The following is an 18,653-nucleotide window of genomic DNA, read 5'->3' as shown; positions in this document are numbered from 1 at the left end:
GCAAGCTCGCTCCCACATGGACCGTGTCTCTACGTGTGGGAGCGAGCTTGCTCGCGATGAAGTGGACGCGATTCACCTCTCTTCACGCTCGCGTGAATCCGCCACCTGATCCGCACTTTTCTTCGGCGGCCCGCTCTCGCTACGGATCTGCGCATGGCTGATCAGCGCAAAGATGCAGCTGCCACCGATGATATTCCCCGCCAGCGTCGGCCCGGCGAACACCAGCCAGAAATCCTTCCACGGCAACTCGCCGGCAAAGACCAGGTAAGACACCTCGGCCGAACCGACCACGATGTGGGTGAAGTCACCCAGTGCCATGAGGTAGGTGATGAGGATGATGGTCCACATCTTCGCGCTCTCCATGGAGGGAATCATCCAGACCATGGTGGCGATCATCCAGCCCGAGACGATGCCCTTGGCGAACATCTGGCTGGCGTGGTTTTCCATGACTTTGCGGCCTATTTCGAGGAAGGCCAGGTCGGTTTTGCTGTCGAAAATCGGCAGGTTCAGCATCACATAGGCCACCAGCAACGTGCCGCACAGGTTGCCCACCAGCACCACCGTCCACAGGCGTAGCAACCGGCCGAAGTTGTTCAAGGTGGGTTTGGTCATGACTGGCAGCACGGCGGTCAGAGTGTTTTCGGTGAACAGCTGCTGACGGGCGAGGATCACCGCGAGAAAACCGGCGCAGTAGCCAAAACTGGCGATCACCTTGAAGTGCTCGCCGTCCGGCAGCCGTGAGTTGAGCAAACCCATGGCCATCAGCGACAAGCCCATGGTCAGGCCGGCGGCCAGCGCCGACCACCACAAGGCAGCGACGCTGCGCTCGAGTTCCTGGTCGCCCTGAGTGCGGATGATTTCGTGCAGTACCGCCGCACGGGGCGGCTGGTTTTTGTCGACGTCATGCTGTTCTTCAGCCGAGAGGTTCGGGGTCTTGCCGTCTTTTGGGGTATCCATAGCGTTCCTGAACCGGTGGCGTGTCATGTAGGTACGACACGCTGGGCTCGGAGCTGTTCAGTGTTCAAATGAAGGAAGTCATTCCCGTAGGAGCCGAGCTTGCTCGCGATGGCGTCATTCGCATTGCTGCCGAAACCGCGGTGAATCCATCGCGAGCGAGCTCGGCTCCTACAGGGCTCGCATTACTCGCTGGCCACATCATCCTGAAACTGGTCTTTGACGTACTTGATCTCGGTACGCCCGTGCGGTGCCGGCAAGCCGTCTTCGCCCAGGTTGACGAACACCATTTTCTCTACCGTCAGGATGCTCTTGCGGGTGATCTTGTTGCGCACTTCGCAGGTCAGGCTGATCGACGTGCGACCAAATTCGGTCGCGGTGATGCCCAGCTCGATGATGTCGCCCTGGCGCGAGGCACTGACGAAATTGATTTCGGAAATGTACTTGGTGACGACGCGCTGGTTGCCCAGCTGGACGATGGCATAGATCGCCGCTTCTTCATCGATCCAACGCAACAGGCTGCCGCCGAACAGCGTGCCGTTGGGGTTGAGGTCTTCAGGTTTTACCCATTTGCGGGTGTGGAAATTCATATTCACTCCTGAGCGTCTTGCGAAATGATGGGAGGCATCATGGCAGAGCCCGGCCTGGAGCTCTATTACGCATAGACTATGGTCTCGATTACCGTTCAGACATTGAGCAACAGAAACGCTTTGGAAGTATCGCTCACACGGCTATAATCGCCACCGTTTCAAAACGGTCATCTTCGGTTGATACCGTTTTCCCGCCACCTGTCCGAGGGGCGCTGCAGCAGGTTCGACCTGTCAGGCTCGGAGAGGGCGTTGCTTGGTCGTTATCGACCAGACACTAAACGCACAACGGCGCCCATTCGCATACATTACGAATGGAGGCTCATCATGAGCGCTGTTATCACGCCTGCAGATTTTAACGATTACAAAGTGGCCGACATGTCCCTGGCTGCCTGGGGCCGTCGCGAAACCATCATCGCCGAATCCGAAATGCCTGCCCTGATGGGTCTGCGCCGTAAATACGTCGGTGAGCAGCCGCTCAAAGGCGCGAAAATCCTCGGCTGCATCCACATGACCATTCAGACTGCCGTGCTGATCGAAACCCTGGTTGCCCTGGGTGCCGAAGTACGTTGGTCGTCCTGCAACATTTTCTCGACTCAAGACCAGGCCGCTGCCGCTATTGCCGCTGCCGGTATCCCGGTTTTCGCCTGGAAAGGCGAGACTGAAGAAGAGTACGAGTGGTGCCTGGAGCAAACCATCCTCAAAGATGGCGCGCCTTGGGATGCCAACATGATCCTCGACGACGGCGGCGACCTGACCCAGCTGCTGCACGACAAGTACCCACAGGTTCTGGACCGCGTCCACGGCGTGACCGAAGAAACCACCACCGGCGTTCACCGCCTGCTGGACATGCTGGCCAAGGGCGAGCTGAAAATCCCGGCCATCAACGTCAACGACTCGGTGACCAAGAGCAAGAACGACAACAAGTACGGCTGCCGTCACAGCCTGAACGACGCGATCAAGCGCGGTACCGACCACCTGCTGTCCGGCAAGCAAGCGCTGGTCATCGGTTACGGTGACGTGGGCAAGGGCTCCGCTCAGTCCCTGCGTCAGGAAGGCATGATCGTTAAAGTTTCCGAAGTTGACCCGATCTGCGCCATGCAAGCCTGCATGGATGGTTACGAGCTGGTTTCGCCGTTCATCGACGGCATCAACGACGGCACCGAAGCGAGCATCGACAAAGCGCTGCTGGGCAAGATCGACCTGATCGTGACCACCACCGGTAACGTCAATGTTTGCGACTCGAACATGCTCAAAGCCTTGAAGAAGCGCGCTGTTGTCTGCAACATCGGTCACTTCGACAACGAAATCGACACCGCTTTCATGCGCAAAAACTGGGCGTGGGAAGAAGTGAAGCCACAGGTTCACAAAATCCACCGCACCGGCCCGGGCGCTTTCGACGCTCAGAACGATGACTACCTGATTCTGCTGGCCGAAGGCCGTCTGGTTAACCTGGGTAACGCTACCGGTCACCCAAGCCGCATCATGGACGGTTCGTTCGCCAACCAGGTTCTGGCTCAGATCTTCCTGTTCGGTCAAAAGTACGCCGACCTGTCGCCTGCCCAGAAAGCCGAGCGCCTGACCGTTGAAGTACTGCCGAAGAAACTCGACGAAGAAGTGGCGCTGGAAATGGTCCGCGGTTTCGGCGGCGTTGTGACTCAACTGACCAAGACCCAGGCCGACTACATCGGCGTGACCGTCGAAGGTCCGTTCAAGCCGCACGCTTACCGCTACTGATTGGAACTGCTTGTTCGCTCTCCCTGTGGGAGCGAGCCTGCTCGCGATTGCTCTGTGTCAGTCGACATCCATGTTGAATGATAAATCGCCTTCGCGAGCAGGCTCGCTCCCACATGGGACAGTGCAGCCTCGAAGGTTCTCGTGTTTTCAAGGGTATTCCCATGTCCCAAGACCGTCGCTACAGCTTCGAGTTCTTCCCTACGAAGACCGACGCTGGGCATGAAAAGCTGCTCGCCACTGCCCGTCAGCTGGCCACGTATAACCCCGATTTCTTCTCCTGCACCTATGGCGCTGGCGGCTCGACCCGTGATCGAACGCTCAACACCGTGTTGCAGCTCGAAAGCGAAGTCAAAGTTCCTGCCGCTCCGCACTTGTCTTGCGTAGGCGACAGCAAGGACGACCTGCGCGGCCTGCTGGCCCAGTACAAGGCTGCCGGCATCAAGCGTATCGTTGCCCTGCGCGGTGACCTGCCTTCGGGCATGGGCATGGCCAGCGGCGAAATGCGCCACGCCAATGACCTGGTCGAATTCATTCGTGAAGAGACCGGCGATCATTTCCACATCGAAGTCGCCGCCTACCCGGAAATGCACCCGCAAGCGCGCAATTTCGAAGACGATATCGCCAACTTCGTGCGCAAGGCCAACGCTGGCGCCGACAGTGCGATCACCCAGTACTTCTTCAACGCCGACAGCTATTTCTACTTCGTCGAGCGTGTACGGGCGGCGGGCGTGACCATCCCGATCGTGCCGGGGATCATGCCAATCACCAACTACAGCAAACTGGCGCGCTTCTCTGACGCCTGCGGCGCGGAAATCCCGCGCTGGATCCGTAAACAGCTGGAAGCCTACGGCGACGACACCCAAAGCATTCAAGGCTTTGGTGAGCAAGTCATCACCGAAATGTGCGAGCGCCTGCTACAAGGTGGCGCACCCGGCCTGCACTTCTACACACTGAATCAGGCTGAGGCGAGCCTGGCGGTGTGGAACAACCTGAAGCTGCCCCGCTGAAACTGTGCAAAACCCCTAAAAGGCTCTGGCGAAATCCAGGGCCTTTTTTATGGAACAGGCGTTGTGCCAGAGCTTCCGGATCCAGTTTCTGGCTCTTTATGGTTTCTCGTCGTAATCTCAAGCCATGCCCCTGATTTCGCAATGTCTGACCGTGCTGCTTTTTACTTGCCTGAGCTTCGCCGCCCGGGGCGAGAAGCTGCGCATTGTCACTGAGCCGTGGGCGCCGTACGTCTACGAGGAAGACGGAAAATCCCTGGGGCTGGATTACGAAACCACGGCCATCGTCTTCAAACGCCTGGGGATCGAAGTGGACTGGCAGTTCCTGCCGTGGAAACGCTGCCTGTCGATGCTCGAAACCGGTCAGGCAGATGGCGCGCTGGACATTTTTCGCAGCGATGAGCGTGACGCGACGTTGCTCTACCCCGCGGAGCCGCTTTCAGAAGTCGAGTTCGTGATGTTCTACGCCAATGAGCGGCCCCATCCGTTTCGTACCCTCGACGACCTGAAAGGCCTGACCATCGGCACTTCGCCGGGCTACCTCTATAGCGGGGATTTCAGCGACTCCACCCTTTTCACCCGTGAACCGGCGCCGACCCATGAAGCCAACTTCGGCAAGCTGGTGCGCGGGCGAATCGACCTGCTGATCACGGATCGCCGGGTCGGCCAGCACTTGCTCGATGAATTGGGTATCCGCGACAGGATCACTGAAAACCCGACCGTCATCAGTCACCAAAGCCAGTTTCTTGCAGTACGCAAAAATGCCGGCATGGATCTTTTGGTGCAGCGTTTCGGTGCCGAACTCAAGCGTTTCAAGCGCGAGCCCGCCTACGCGGAGTTGAGCGCCCGTTACGGTGCCGATCCGGGTGTCGATGTGAAACCCGAAGTGAAAGCCGTGACCGCCACCACGGCTACCGTAAAAACCGTTGAGCAGCAGGAAAGCGGCGCGCAGTGATTGCTCTGTTATACTCCGGCCTTCCCGCCAGGCTCACGCCCGGACGCTCGGACTTGTTCAAGGCATCTCGACCCCGCTACAGCGCAGCTTTTCAGCCCGCGCGAGCGCTCCAGACGAGCTTTCAAGGCCCAGCAGGACCGGACGGGATTGCGTTCCTCATAAACGCCATTCGCGCCAGGCAAGACTCCCATTGGGCCAAGCCCTAACTAAAACAGGATTACTCATGTCCTTTGCTTCCCTCGGTCTCTCCGAGGCTTTAGTCCGCGCCATCGAGGCAGCGGGCTATACCGAGCCTACTCCGGTGCAACAGCGGGCCATTCCCGCCGTGTTGCAAGGTCGCGACCTGATGGTTGCGGCTCAGACAGGTACTGGTAAAACCGGTGGCTTCGCCCTTCCGATCCTGGAACGGCTGTTCCCTAACGGTCACCCGGACAAATCCCAGCGTCACGGCCCGCGCCAACCGCGCGTCCTGGTCCTGACCCCTACTCGCGAACTCGCGGCCCAGGTCCACGAGAGCTTCAAGGTCTATGCCCGTGACCTGAAGTTCGTCAGCGCCTGCATCTTCGGCGGCGTCGGCATGAACCCGCAGGTTCAGGCCATGTCCCGTGGTGTTGACGTACTCGTGGCCTGCCCTGGCCGCCTGCTCGACCTCGCCGGCCAAGGCAGCGTCGATTTGTCCCACGTGGAAATCCTCGTGCTGGACGAAGCCGACCGCATGCTCGACATGGGCTTTGTCCATGACGTGAAGAAGGTCCTGGCCCGTCTGCCGGCCAAACGGCAGAACCTGTTGTTCTCGGCGACGTTCTCCAAGGACATCACCGACCTCGCCGGCAAGCTGCTGCACAACCCGGAACGCATCGAAGTCACGCCGCCGAACACCACGGTCGAGCGTATCGAACAGCGCGTATTCCGCCTGCCAGCCAATCACAAGCGTTCGCTGCTGGCCCACCTGATCACCGCGGGCGCGTGGGAACAGGTGCTGGTGTTTACCCGCACCAAGCACGGCGCCAACCGTCTGGCCGAGTACCTGGACAAACACGGCCTCAGCGCCGTCGCAATCCACGGCAACAAGAGCCAGAACGCCCGCACCAAAGCCCTCGCCGACTTCAAGGCCGGTGAAGTGCGCATTCTGGTCGCCACCGACATCGCCGCTCGCGGCCTGGACATCGACCAGTTGCCACACGTGGTCAACTTCGAACTGCCGAACGTCGACGAAGACTACGTACACCGTATCGGCCGTACGGGCCGTGCCGGTCGTTCGGGCGAGGCGATCTCGCTGGTTGCTCCGGACGAAGAAAAGCTGCTGAAAAGCATCGAGCGCATGACCAAGCAGAAGATTGCCGACGGCAACCTGATGGGCTTCGACTCCAGCGCAGTAGAAGCCGAGAAGCCTGAAGTCCGCGAGCGTCCGGATGTGCGTAACCCGCGCAACCCACGTGGCCCGCGCGGCGACGGCCCGAACGGCACCGGTGGTGGTGGGGGTCGCAAGGACAAAGGCAAGGACAAGGGCGGCAAGGAAAAACCGGCCGCGACTGGCCGTGGTGATCGCCCGGCCCGTGAGCACAAGCCACGCGAAGGCACCCCGGCACGTGAACAACAGCGTCCGGCGCCACGCGCTGCCGCAGCTGACCGCGCTCCAGACGAGTTCCTGGACGACGATATCGATAACTTCGGTAACCGCGTTGATTACGTCCCTCAAGCCAAACCGGCTCAGGGCCGTGGTCGCCGTCCGGGTGCTCCGGCACAAGGCACGACAGCTGGCGCAGGTGCTCCGCGCACCGGCGGCAAGCCTCAGGGTCGTCAAAGCGGTCCGCGCAGCAGCGACGGCGCCACTACTGGCACGCCGCCGGCCAAGCGCAGCGGTCCACGCAGCGGCGCTCCACGTGACGGTCAGGCCCGTCGCGAAGAAGGCCGCAACCGTCGTCCGGCCCGTGACGATCAGCCACGCTCGGAACCGGCCGTGCAGAACCCGCGCGGTCCAGCGCCGAAGATCATTCACAAGGAGTCGAAAACCGACCGTTTCCCGACTCCCGAGCAACTTGATCAACTGCCAGGCCGTCCGCGCGGCGAAAAACCAGCATTGCTGACCCGCAATCGCTAAGTTTTTCCAACCATGAAAAATGCCCCTGATCGCAAGATCCGGGGCATTTTTTTGGCCTGACAAAAACCACCTGTAGGAGTGAGCCTGCTCGCGATCGCGGTCAATCAATTCAACATTGATGTCGACTGACCCGCGCTATCGCGAACAGGCTCACTCCTACAGGGGTTTTGTGTGGTCTGTGAGAATTTGGTGGGCAAAAAAACGCCCCCGACCGTGAAGTCGGGGGCGTTTTTTGTGTCTGCGGCGAAAATTACTTCGCTTTCACACCTTCAAAGGTGACGTACAGATCAACCGCGTCGGACTGTGGACCCAGGTCCATCATCTTGCCGAAATCAGAACGCTTGATGCTGGTGGTGCCTTCGAAGCCGGCACGGTAGCCGCCCCATGGATCCTTGCCTTCACCCAGGAAAGTGGCCTTGACCACGACTGGCTTGGTGACACCCGCAATGGTCAGGTCGCCGGCCACGTCGGCAGTGACTTTACCGTCGGCGTTTTTGCCGGTGGTTTTAACGCTGGTGGACACGAACGTGGCTTTAGGGAAATCAGCCACTTTGAGGAAGTCTTTGCTGGAAATGTGCTTGTCACGCTCGGCGTTGTTGGTGAAAACGCTCGCCGTGTTCACGTTGAACTCGATCTTGCTGTCTTCTGGCTTGGCAGCATCAAAGCTGAACTTGCCGTCGATGTCCTTGAAAGTACCGGTGATGTAGCTGTAACCCAAGTGGCTGATCTTGAAGTCGACGAAGGCGTGCTGGCCAGTTTTGTCGACGACGTAGTCAGCGGCCATTACGTTGGCGGACAACAGGGCGGAACCGATTGCCAGAGCGGCGAGAGTCTTTTTCAACATGTCTTGTATTCCTTGAGGGGCTAAGTTGAACGTCAGGCTTTGCGACCCAGTATTCGTTTCAGGGTCACATCACGGTCGATAAAGTGGTGCTTCAATGCTGCCAACGCATGGAGACCGGAAAAAATTACCAATGCCCAAGCCAGGTAGAGATGAATCGCACCTGCGTTATCTGCCTGGTCCGGTAGCCCGGAAACCAGTGCAGGCACTTCAAACCAGTCAAACACCGGAATCCCGACACCCTCTGCGGTGGAAATCAGGTAACCGGCAATCATCACAGCGAACAAACAGAGATACAGAAAAGCATGCCCGAACTTGGCGCCAAGGCGCGTCATGCGGCTGTAGCTGGTCAGCGTTGGCGGCGGTGGGCTGATAAAGCGCCACAACACGCGCAACACCATGACAGCCAGGAGGATCAGACCAATGCTCTTGTGCAGATCTGGTCCTGCCTTGCGCCAAGGGTCGTAGTAGCCGAGACCGACCATCCACAGGCCCAGACCGAACAAACCGAACACTGCCAGCGCTACGCCCCAGTGCATGAAGATGCTGACCCAGCCGTAGCGAGCGGTAGAGTTTCGTAGTTGCATTGCGAGTCCCTGTAAGTGCTGGCCCAAGACTATCGAGTTATCTATCGAATTAAAGCGGAAAATTTTGCTTTGAAATATCGAGAAATACGATCAAGAGCTTGAAATAGGTGTGTTAAGGAAAGATTAAAGACCAATGAGGGAGAAAAAATGAAGTCCAACTAAAGAACACCTGCGCCCTTGGGTTTATTCAATTTTGAGTGCCGGTTTTTCTTCAGGCATAAAAAAACGCGGCATCTCTGCCGCGTTTTTTAGTCCAGACGCTTACTGCGCCTTGGTCTCCGTTGCCGGGGTTGCAGCCGGTTTAGTGGCTGTTTTCTTTGCCGGTTCGGTTTTCTTCACGGGTGCCTTGGCGGGAGCCTTTTTGGTTTCCGATTTGGCAGCCGGCTTTTTAGCCGGAGCTTTCTTGGCTGGCTCGGCTTTCACTGGCGTTGCAGGCTTAGGTGCTTCAACCGGGGCGGGAGCAACGACCGGGGCTGGATCCGGTGCAGGTGGGGTGTAAGGCGCAGGCGCCTTGACCGGCTCTGCCTTCTTGTCGTCATCCGAACCGCCGAACAAGTTGCTGAAGAAGTTGCCTTTCTTCGCCGCCACGGCACCGGCCGCCGCTGCCGGCACCACTTTAGCCGGTTCAAACGACTTGCCTGCCGCAAGGTCTTCTACCTGACTGGCCGCACGCTGGCCGGTGCGCAATGCGCCTTCCAGAGTGCCTGGGTACAAGGTGTCGGTGTGTTCGCCGGCAAAGGCTACGCGCTGGATCGGACGTTCCCACAGGCGCCAGTATTTGCTGATCTGGCCCGGGCCGAAGGCCAGGTAAGCGCCGCCCATCGACGGGTCGGTGCTGTAGCGGCGGATTTCATAACCGGTGAACGAACCACGGGCCTGTGGATAAAAGGTGTGCAGGCGAATCAGCACCTGATCGACCATCTGCTTGTCGCCGAACGCCTGCATCACACGAGCGTTATCGCCGGACAGGTTGATCACCACGTTGGCGCCGCCCTTCAACGCCGGCTCGATCCACAACATGCCCAGGCCTGTGTTGCTGAAAATTTCGCCAGACATACGCGCCTTCGGTTCCCAGACCGGCGTCTTGAACTTCAGCATGATCTGGTCGCGCCAACCGTAGTTGGTGCCTTTGATGGCGCCCATGTGCTGGGCATCCAGCGACGGGATCATCTGGATCTTGTTCAATGCACGCAACGGCACCGCCAACACCACGTAGTCAGCCTGATAACCGACCGAGCCGACTTTGACGGTTACGCCGTCCTTGTCCTGGGTAATCGAGGAGACCGGGGAGCTGGTCTTGATGGTTTTCAGCTGTTTGACGAACGCCTGGGCCAGCACCGTACTGCCGCCCACCAGTCGTGAAGCACGCAGGTCACGATCAGACGCGCCACGGTAAACACGGCTTTGCTGCGCGTAGTACAGCAGCGAAAGACGCGAAGGTTCATCGTAGCGGGTACGAATCTGCTGATTGATCAGCTGACGCGCAGTGGCCGGCAGGTTTTGCTTGTCGAGCCAGCTGGAGACGTTGATCTGATCCAGCGTTTGCAAGGTACTGGTGGCGAGCGGGTTCTGCGGATCGTCAATCGAGCGCGCCAGGTCATCCAGGGTTTTTTCGTAGCGCTTGAGCGCATCGGCGGTGGCCGGCTGCTTGGTCGCCAGATCAGCCGCGGAGAAGTACTCACCGTCGATCAGGTAGCCTGGGGTACGCACGAATTCCGGGGCTGGCGTGGTGTTCAGCTTAAAGGTCGACACGTACTTGTTCAGCACCGGCTGAGTCTTGTCGTTGCCGATCCACTCGCTGGTGGCCATGCCGGAGCGACCACCCAGGCTCGGTTTGGCTTCCAGCAAGGTGACCTGCCAGCCTTTGTTCTGCAACTCGTAAGCCGCGGTCAGGCCAGACAGCCCGCCGCCGATCACGATCGCGGTTTTATCCTTGGCCAGCGCAGACACGCTGAACAGCCCCAACATCACCAGCGCACAGGCGCGCAGCCAACCGACAGACATTCAGCGAACTCCGGAAATACATGAGGAAATAGCAGTTTTACGAGTCAGACGACTCAAAGAACCGCGAAGGATACGTCAGCCATCAGACGCCCGCCAGCAACGTCTATCGGCCCATTCAAAGTAGCTCAATCGTCACAATGGGTTGTCCCGGCGCGACGCATTGCATAGGCTTGCGCGATTGTTTACCCGCCTACGTCACGGGTAGCCTCGAGGAGACAGAAAATGGGCCTGAATAAACAGTGGATGGAACGCGATCTCGCGGTGTTGTGGCATCCCTGCACCCAGATGAAAGATCACGAACAACTACCGCTGATCCCGATCAAGCGCGGTGAAGGCGTGTGGCTTGAGGACTTCGAAGGCAAGCGCTACCTCGACGCTGTCAGCTCCTGGTGGGTTAACGTGTTTGGCCACGCCAACCCGCGCATTAACCAACGCATCAAGGATCAGGTCGATCAGCTTGAGCACGTGATTCTCGCCGGTTTCAGCCACCAGCCTGTAATCGAGCTGTCCGAGCGCCTGGTGAAGATGACCCCGGAAGGCCTGACCCGGTGCTTCTACGCCGATAACGGTTCGTCCTGCATCGAAGTCGCGCTGAAAATGAGCTTCCACTACTGGCTCAACCGCGGCCAGCCGAACAAGAAGCGCTTTGTCACCCTGACCAACAGCTACCACGGCGAGACCATGGCGGCGATGTCGGTCGGTGACGTGCCGCTGTTCACCGAAACCTACAAGGCCCTGCTGCTGGACACCATCAAGGTGCCGAGCCCCGATTGCTACCTGCGCCCGGACGGTATGAGCTGGGAAGAACATTCGCGCAACATGTTTGCGGCCATGGAACAGACCCTGGCAGAGCATCATGACACTGTCGCGGCAGTCATCGTCGAGCCGCTGATCCAGGGCGCTGGCGGCATGCGCATGTACCACCCGGTGTACCTCAAACTGCTGCGCGAAGCCTGTGATCGCTACGGCGTGCACCTGATCCACGACGAAATCGCCGTCGGCTTCGGTCGCACCGGCACGATGTTCGCCTGCGAACAGGCCGGCATCCGCCCGGACTTCCTCTGCCTGTCCAAGGCCCTGACCGGCGGTTACCTGCCGCTGGCGGCCTGCGTGACGACCGAAGACGTCTACAGCGCGTTCTACGATGACTACCCGACCCTGCGCGCGTTCCTGCATTCGCACAGCTACACCGGTAACCCGCTCGCGTGCGCGGCGGCGCTGGCGACGCTGGATATCTTCGAAGAAGACAACGTCATCGAGAACAACAAGGCCCTGGCTCAGCGCATGGCCTCCTCCACCGCGCACCTGGCCGACCATCCGAACGTCTCGGAAGTGCGCCAGACCGGCATGGTCCTGGCCATCGAGATGGTCAAGGACAAGGCTACAAAAGAAGCCTATCCGTGGCAGGAACGTCGTGGTTTGAAGGTGTTCCAGCACGCACTGGAACGCGGTGCTTTACTTCGACCGTTGGGCAGCGTGGTGTATTTCCTGCCGCCGTACGTGATCACGCCGGAGCAGATCGACTTTCTGGCCGAAGTGGCCAGCGAAGGGATCGACATCGCGGCGCGCAACAGCGTCAGCGTGGCGGTGCCGAAGGACTTCCACCCCGGCTTCCGCGATCCGGGCTGATCGATTCCACCTAAGCTTCTGCGGTGACCGGATTACAGTCATCGCGAGCAAGCTCGGCTCCTACAGTTGACCACGTACCCCCTGTGGGAGCCGAGCTTGCTCGCGATAGGGCCGCCACTTTTTTACACCCTTTACAGAGACACCGCATGAGACTGTCCCGCTTCTTTATCGACGCCCCCCTGAGCACCGGCGAACACGAGTTGCCCGAAGCCCAGGCCCATTACATCAGTCGCGTACTGCGCATGGCCGAGGGCGATGCGTTGCAGCTGTTCGACGGTTCGGGCCACGAGTTTCGCGCCACGCTGGTGGAGGTCGGCAAGAAACGTGTTGTGGTGCAGATTGATGAAAGCTTCGCCGGACAAGTCGAGTCGCCGCTTGCTATCCATCTCGGCCAGGGCCTGTCCCGTGGCGAGCGCATGGACTGGGCGATTCAGAAAGCCACCGAACTGGGCGTTACCGAAATCACCCCGATCTTCAGCGACCGCTGCGAAGTCCGCCTCAAGGACGAACGCGCCGACAAGCGTCTGATGCACTGGCGCCAGGTGGCGATCAGCGCGTGCGAGCAATGCGGGCGGTCACGGGTGCCGGTGATTCATCCGCCGCTGCTGTTGGCGGATTGGTTGAAGCAGACTGAAGCGGAATTGAAGCTGGTGCTGCATCCGGTGGCCGAGCCGTTGGTCGGTCACGCCAGACCTTCAAGCCTGGCATTCCTGATCGGGCCCGAAGGCGGGCTCTCCGACGCCGAAGTCGAGCAGGCCAAAGCCAGCGGCTTCCACGCCGCCCGCCTTGGCCCGCGCGTGCTGCGCACCGAAACCGCCCCCGTGGTGGCGTTGGCGGTAGCGCAGCAACTGTGGGGCGATTTCTGACGCTTTACTGAACCGGATCGCTCGTCGGCTTGGCGATGATCGCCTTGAGTTCGCTGGTCATCGGAAACTCAAGGTTCAACCCCTTCGGCGGGATCGGCTGTTCAAACCAGCGCTGGTAGATGCCATTGATCTCGCCCGAACTGTACAGATCGGCCAACGCGCCATTCACCAGGGCAAGGAATTGCGGATCATCCTTGCGCACCATGCAGCTGTAGATTTCCCGCGATTGCTCCTCCCCGACCACCACCCATTTATGCGGATCATGCGCCTTGGCGCGTTCGCCATAGAGCAGTGCGTCATCCATGTAAAACGCTGCCGCCCGACCTGTCTGCAGCATCTGGAAGGCTTCGCCGTGGTCCTTGGCGCTGATCACGAACATGTCGATCTTGTTGTCGACGTTGTAGCTCTTCAAAAAGCGTTCATTGGTGGTGCCGGCGGTGGTCACTACGTTCTTGCCGCGCAGATCGGCGAAACGCTTGATCCCACTGTCCCTGGCCGTCAGCAACTGGCCTTTGACGTAGATGAAACCGTAGGAAAACGCCACTTGCTTCTGCCGTTCAGCCGTCACCCCCGTGGAGCCGCATTCGAGGTCGACGGTGCCGTTCTGCACCAGTGGAATCCGCGTCTGCGAGGTCACCAGGGTGTAGTTCACTTTCAGCTCAGGCCGCTTCAATTGCTGGCGGATGCGCTCGACAATCTTGCTCGCCAGATCCACGGAGTACCCCATCGGATGACCCGTTTGATCGCCCACGTAGGAGAACGGCACCGACGCATCGCGATACCCGAGGGTGATGCTGTTGGCATTGGCGATCTTGCCCAATGTGCCGGCCTGCGGCGCTTCATTGGCGTGAACCTGACTGCCTAGTAACAGCCCGAGGGTGCAGCCGAGCAACGTGATTTTTTGCATTGTTATTCTCCGTTGTGAGGGTGGGGTGCTGGTGGGTTCAGATACAAGCGGCGGTGACGGTGATTTCCACCAACACCTGCGGTCGCGCCAGATCGGCCTGCACCGTGGTGCGGCTCGGGGCCTTCCCCGGTGACAACCAGGCTGACCAGACTTCATTCATCGCTGCGAAATCGGCATTGATGTCCTTCAGATAAATCGTCGCGTTGAGCAAATGATCTTTGTCGCTGCCGGCCTCGGTCAGCAACGCGTCGATTTTCGCCAGCACTTCGCGGGTCTGACCGCCAGCATCCAGGGCATCGCCCGGCACCTGACCAGAGAGAAACACCAGGTTGCCGAAGGTCACGGCGCCTGACAGGCGTGGGTTGCTGTGAAAACGTTCTATGGTCATGACGGGGCCTTTTTTGACAGGGAAATTCAAGCGGCAGGGTGGCTGAAACCCAGCAGGTCAATGGAGGTCTGGCGTTGGCTGATCAGCTCGCTGAGCAACTGGCCGCTGCCACAGGCCAGGGTAAAACCCAGCGCGCCATGACCGAGATTCAGCCACAGATTGCGGTAGGCCGTAGCGCCCAACAGGGGGACTCCGCTGGGGGTCGCCGGACGCATGCCGGCCCACTCGACGGCAGCATCGTAATCACCGGCATTCGGGAAGGTGTCGCGGGCCTGGCGCTTGATCAGGTTCAAGCGTTCGGGATCGACGGCCGGGTTGAAGCCGACAATGTCGACCATCGCCGCCACACGCAATTGCTCACCGATGCGCGCATACACGATCTTGCGGTCGTAGTCGGTGATGCTCAGCTCGGGTGCCTGATGTCCAGCACCAATCGGCAGCGTCAGGCTGTAGCCCTTCAGGGGATAGAGCGGCAGGCGCAAACCGGGCAGCGCCAGCAGCGGACTGCGATGGCCGGCAGCGATCACCAACTGCTCGACCGGCAACACCTCGGCGCCCAACTCAATAGCAGTGACCGCGCCGTTGAGGTAATGAATCCCGGTCACCGCATGGCCCAGGCGAAAGGTGCAACGGCCGGACGCTTTCAAACGTTCAGCCAGTTGCTGGCAAAAACCATGGCAATCGCCGACCTCTTCATCCGGCGTATAGATCGCGCCGACAAAAGGCGCATCGGCCAGCGCCGGCTCCAGTTGCGCGCACTCGACGGCGGATAACACTTGCTGATGCTGCGGATCGGCCAGGCCTTGGCGCGCTTTCCCGAAGCTGACGGGGTTGCGGAAGGTCACCAGTTTGCCGTTGCGCCGCCATTGGAAATTGCTCAACCCGTCGTCTTCGCGCCAGGTTTTCAGCGTGCTCTGGCTGAACAGCGCCAGGCGCAGCAAGTGCGCGGCGTTCTCACGGTTGACCGAACGACGGCACGCGGCGAGGAACGACGCCATCCAGCGCCATTGGACGGGATCGAGCCGTGGGCGCAGCTTCAATGGCGAGTCGCCGCGCAGCATCCAGCCGATCGCCTGCAACGGCACGCCGGCGTCCGCCAATGGCGCCACGTAGCGATAGGACAATTGGCCGCCATTGGCGAAACTGGTTTCGCTGCCCAGCGAATCCCGGGCCTCGACCACCGTCACTTCAAAGCCGTCGCGCACCAGCGCGTACGCCGTTGCCAGGCCAATCACGCCACCACCGATGATGCACACACGCTGAACCATGTCCGTCCCTAAAACCGTTGTTAAGGCGAGGCCGAGGTTAGAGCCAGGTGACAGGCGACGAACAATGAATAAAGATGCCGAACCCATAAACAAAGGTTATGGACCTGCCATGCGTCTTCGTCATATCGAGATTTTCCAGGCCATCCGCCAGACCGGTTCGATCAGTGCGGCCGCGCAATGGCTGCACGTCTCGCAGCCGGCGGTGACCAAAGTGCTGCAGCATGCCGAGCAGCAATTGGGTTTCCCTCTGTTCTTGCGGGTTCGCGGCAAATTGCAGGCAACACCGGAAGCACTGGAACTGGAGCGTGAAGTCGATAAGGTCACTGAAAGCCTGCAAGGGGTGCGGCGCCTGGCCCAGAGTTTGCGCCGCGAACCCGGCCATAGCCTGCGCATTGGCGCTACCCCGGCGCTGGCCCTGTCATTGCTGCCGCCTGCCATTCACGAGTGGACCGAGCGTTACCCGGACATTGCCTGCGAACTCTCCAGCGCCCATAGCCGCGAACTGGTGCAGAACCTGCTGATGCGTGAAGTGGATGTCGCCCTGACGCTGCAACGACCGGATCATCCGGGACTCAAGGCCCAGGCGCTGGCGTCCGGCGTGCTGGTGGCACTGGCGCCCGCCGGTTACTGGTCGGCGGCGGAGGCAGGCACCCCGTTGTCACTGATGGCGCTGGCCGATGCTCCGCTGATTGGTTTGTCCAGCGCCGACCCGTTGGCGGCCCGGCTCGACAGTTACCTCGAAGCGGTGGAGCCGCCGCCCCGGGTGCGCATCGCGGTGCAGACCTATTCACTGGCCCGGGCGATGGTGGAATCCGGCGCAGGGTTGGCGGTGATCGACCCGTTCACGGCACTCGGCGCCTCCCCCGCCACGACGGCGATTCGCCCATTGACCCCGCCGCTGCCCATCACTCTGTACGCGGTAACCCGCGCCACCGAACCGCCGCCCCACACCTTGAACGACCTGTTGCAGGTGTTCAGCCGTCGCGCCCAGGAACAAATGGATCGCTTGATCCCTGCGCCGCCTTAAATGCAGGCTCACTCCTACAGGGGGATTGTGGGGGTTTAGAGGACGTAAAAGAAAATCGCTACAAAGTGCAGCAAACTCCCGGCAATCACGAACAAGTGCCAGATCCCGTGGGCATGGCGCAGCCGATGATCGAGGGCAAAAAAGATAATCCCCACGGTGTACAAGATCCCGCCCGCCGCCAGCCACGCAAACCCCGCAGCACCCAACGCCGCCAGCAACGGTTTGACCGCCACCAGCACGATCCAGCCCATCACCGCATAAATCACGATCGACAGGATCCGCGCTTCCGAGCGCGGCTTGATCTCTTGCAGGATGCCGATCAGCGCCAGCCCCCAGACAATCCCGAACAGCGTCCAGCCCCACGGCCCGCGCAGGGTCACCAGGCAGAATGGCGTGTAGCTGCCAGCGATCAACAAATAGATCGAAAAGTGATCCACCTTCTGCATGATCGCTTTCTTGCGCCCGCGCACGCTGTGGTAAACGGTCGAGGCGCTGTACAAACTCAGCAAGGTGAAACCGTAAATCGCCACGCTGACGATCTTCCATGGGCTGCCGTCCATGCTGGCGATCACCAGCATCCACACCACCCCGACCGTTGCCGCCACTGCCCCGACCAAATGCGTCCAGGCGTTCAATCGTTCCCCGTGATACATGCGTCGCTCACCTCAACATTCGCTGCAACATCGCGCAAGACTACCTCAGTGACCTTTTGATCTCGAAAAAAACGCAGCCTCGTTTCACTCGACAGCTGCTACAAAAGGGCGCATGCGTGCACAATCGAGCCATTCGAATAAGAGTCCGGGCCATGCTGATCGACGAAGAATTGACCCTGAAAAAACTCGAGGTGTTCCTCGCCTTCATGCGCACCGGCAACCTGGCCCGTGCTGCTGCCGAGTTGCAGACCAGCAACGTCAGCGTACACAGGGCGATCCACTCCCTGGAAAGCGCCCTGCGCTGCCCGTTGTTCAAACATGAAGGCCGCAACCTCACACCACTGGAAAGCGCCTATGTACTCGAAGAACGGGCACAAAAGCTGATTCAGGACGTGGTCGAAACCGTGCGCCTGACCCGCGAAGCCGCCGGCTTTTCTGCGGAACGCTTCAAGCTGGGCTCGCTGTATTCACTGACGGTGAAGACCGTGCCGCAATTGATCATGGGCCTGAAGATCCGCCGCAGCGAACTCAACATCGACCTGATCCTCGGTTCCAATTTCGACCTGCTGTACAAGCTCAAGAACATGGAAGTCGATGCGATCCTGGTGTCGCTGGACGAGAGCGTCAACGACCCGGACTGCGAGCAGATCCCGCTGTTTTCCGACGACATCTTTCTCGCGACCCCAGCGGATTCGACATTCGCCCAACGCGCCGAGGTTGACCTGGCCGAAGTGCGCGACGAGACGTTCATTACCCTGACCCAAGGATTTGCTACGCACCAGGACGGTAATCGGGTGTTCAAGCAGGCGGGGTTCGAACCGAAGGTGGCGATGCAGGTCAACGACATATTCACCCTGCTGAGCATGGTCAGCTCGGGGGTGGGTTATGCGTTGCTGCCGGGAAGGATTGCGGCGGTGTATGAGAACCGGGTGAAGCTGATTCCGTTGCAGGAACGCTATCGGTTGCAGCAGCACATTGGCGTGGTATTCCTGAAGGCCAAGGAGCGCGATCCGAATTTGCTGGCGCTGTTGGCCGAGTGCCGGATGTACGCCAATCGCCAGGCTTGATACCGCGCCGCCCCTATCGCGAGCAAGCTCGCTCCCACATTGGAATGCGTTTCCCTGCGGGAGCGAGCTCGCTCCCAC

17 protein-coding genes and 1 riboswitch are annotated in these 18,653 nt (G+C 59.9%); of the genes, 8 read left to right on the top strand and 9 right to left on the bottom strand.

Annotated features, from left to right (window positions below; genetic code table 11):
- Window positions 1–72: 72 nt before the first annotated feature.
- Complete coding sequence (locus NL116_RS03400; RefSeq protein ID WP_494376011.1) at window positions 73–957, bottom strand: formate/nitrite transporter family protein; 885 nt, start codon at window positions 955–957, stop codon at window positions 73–75.
- 182 nt (window positions 958–1,139) lie between these two features.
- The gene (locus NL116_RS03395; protein WP_123434694.1) at window positions 1,140–1,544 is read right to left on the bottom strand and encodes an acyl-CoA thioesterase; all 405 of its coding nucleotides are present in this window, start codon (window positions 1,542–1,544) and stop codon (window positions 1,140–1,142) included.
- A gap of 198 nt (window positions 1,545–1,742) precedes the next feature.
- Window positions 1,743–1,845: riboswitch (S-adenosyl-L-homocysteine riboswitch) on the top strand.
- A gap of 23 nt (window positions 1,846–1,868) precedes the next feature.
- Between NL116_RS03395 and ahcY the strand changes: the two genes are divergently transcribed.
- From ahcY to rhlE2, 4 genes are all read left to right on the top strand, one after another.
- Window positions 1,869–3,278 carry an adenosylhomocysteinase gene (gene ahcY / locus NL116_RS03390; protein ID WP_027926602.1) on the top strand — a complete coding sequence of 470 codons (1,410 nt, stop codon included), beginning with the start codon at window positions 1,869–1,871 and terminating at the stop codon, window positions 3,276–3,278.
- A gap of 161 nt (window positions 3,279–3,439) precedes the next feature.
- Window positions 3,440–4,285, top strand: coding sequence for a methylenetetrahydrofolate reductase [NAD(P)H] (gene metF / locus NL116_RS03385; protein ID WP_123434696.1), 846 nt, complete (start codon window positions 3,440–3,442; stop codon window positions 4,283–4,285).
- A 124-nt stretch (window positions 4,286–4,409) separates the two neighbouring features.
- Window positions 4,410–5,237, top strand: a complete 828-nt coding sequence (locus NL116_RS03380) for a substrate-binding periplasmic protein (RefSeq protein WP_494376010.1) — start codon at window positions 4,410–4,412, stop codon at window positions 5,235–5,237.
- A gap of 223 nt (window positions 5,238–5,460) precedes the next feature.
- A complete protein-coding gene (gene rhlE2 / locus NL116_RS03375) occupies window positions 5,461–7,338 on the top strand; it encodes an RNA helicase RhlE2 (protein WP_027926599.1) in 1,878 nt (625 codons plus the stop codon).
- A gap of 250 nt (window positions 7,339–7,588) precedes the next feature.
- Here rhlE2 and NL116_RS03370 read toward each other — a convergent pair whose 3' ends face one another.
- The 3 genes from NL116_RS03370 to NL116_RS03360 form a co-directional block, all read right to left on the bottom strand.
- Window positions 7,589–8,182: a YceI family protein gene (locus tag NL116_RS03370; protein ID WP_027926598.1), complete on the bottom strand. Its 594-nt coding sequence runs from the start codon at window positions 8,180–8,182 to the stop codon at window positions 7,589–7,591.
- 32 nt (window positions 8,183–8,214) lie between these two features.
- Window positions 8,215–8,766, bottom strand: a complete 552-nt coding sequence (locus NL116_RS03365) for a cytochrome b (RefSeq protein ID WP_494376009.1) — start codon at window positions 8,764–8,766, stop codon at window positions 8,215–8,217.
- 261 nt (window positions 8,767–9,027) lie between these two features.
- On the bottom strand, window positions 9,028–10,770 hold the full coding sequence (locus tag NL116_RS03360; RefSeq protein ID WP_494376008.1) for a flavin monoamine oxidase family protein: 1,743 nt from the start codon (window positions 10,768–10,770) through the stop codon (window positions 9,028–9,030).
- A gap of 222 nt (window positions 10,771–10,992) precedes the next feature.
- On the opposite strand from NL116_RS03360, the gene NL116_RS03355 reads away from it, so the two are divergent.
- Entirely contained in the window at window positions 10,993–12,399 is a 1,407-nt protein-coding gene (locus NL116_RS03355; protein WP_494376007.1) for an adenosylmethionine--8-amino-7-oxononanoate transaminase, read from the top strand.
- A 146-nt stretch (window positions 12,400–12,545) separates the two neighbouring features.
- Window positions 12,546–13,265, top strand: a complete 720-nt coding sequence (locus NL116_RS03350; protein ID WP_494376006.1) for a 16S rRNA (uracil(1498)-N(3))-methyltransferase — start codon at window positions 12,546–12,548, stop codon at window positions 13,263–13,265.
- Between the two features lie 4 nt (window positions 13,266–13,269).
- Here the strand turns inward: NL116_RS03350 and NL116_RS03345 are convergent, their stop codons facing one another.
- Genes NL116_RS03345 through NL116_RS03335 form a run of 3 tightly spaced genes read right to left on the bottom strand, consistent with a single transcriptional unit; the run spans window position 13,270 to window position 15,828 of the window.
- Window positions 13,270–14,172, bottom strand: coding sequence for a transporter substrate-binding domain-containing protein (locus NL116_RS03345; protein WP_494376005.1), 903 nt, complete (start codon window positions 14,170–14,172; stop codon window positions 13,270–13,272).
- 37 nt (window positions 14,173–14,209) lie between these two features.
- Window positions 14,210–14,560, bottom strand: a complete 351-nt coding sequence (locus NL116_RS03340; RefSeq protein WP_494376004.1) for a RidA family protein — start codon at window positions 14,558–14,560, stop codon at window positions 14,210–14,212.
- A 26-nt stretch (window positions 14,561–14,586) separates the two neighbouring features.
- Complete coding sequence (locus tag NL116_RS03335; protein ID WP_494376003.1) at window positions 14,587–15,828, bottom strand: D-amino acid dehydrogenase; 1,242 nt, start codon at window positions 15,826–15,828, stop codon at window positions 14,587–14,589.
- Between the two features lie 109 nt (window positions 15,829–15,937).
- Between NL116_RS03335 and NL116_RS03330 the strand changes: the two genes are divergently transcribed.
- On the top strand, window positions 15,938–16,855 hold the full coding sequence (locus tag NL116_RS03330; RefSeq protein WP_494376002.1) for a LysR family transcriptional regulator: 918 nt from the start codon (window positions 15,938–15,940) through the stop codon (window positions 16,853–16,855).
- 35 nt (window positions 16,856–16,890) lie between these two features.
- Here the strand turns inward: NL116_RS03330 and trhA are convergent, their stop codons facing one another.
- Window positions 16,891–17,508: a PAQR family membrane homeostasis protein TrhA gene (gene trhA, locus NL116_RS03325; RefSeq protein WP_123434702.1), complete on the bottom strand. Its 618-nt coding sequence runs from the start codon at window positions 17,506–17,508 to the stop codon at window positions 16,891–16,893.
- A 152-nt stretch (window positions 17,509–17,660) separates the two neighbouring features.
- Between trhA and NL116_RS03320 the strand changes: the two genes are divergently transcribed.
- Window positions 17,661–18,575 carry a LysR family transcriptional regulator gene (locus tag NL116_RS03320; RefSeq protein WP_494376001.1) on the top strand — a complete coding sequence of 305 codons (915 nt, stop codon included), beginning with the start codon at window positions 17,661–17,663 and terminating at the stop codon, window positions 18,573–18,575.
- The last annotated feature ends 78 nt before the right edge of the window (window positions 18,576–18,653 follow it).

This window comes from Pseudomonas sp. FBCC-B1667 (genome assembly GCF_059133255.1).
This window is presented reverse-complemented; position numbering and strand designations above follow the sequence as displayed.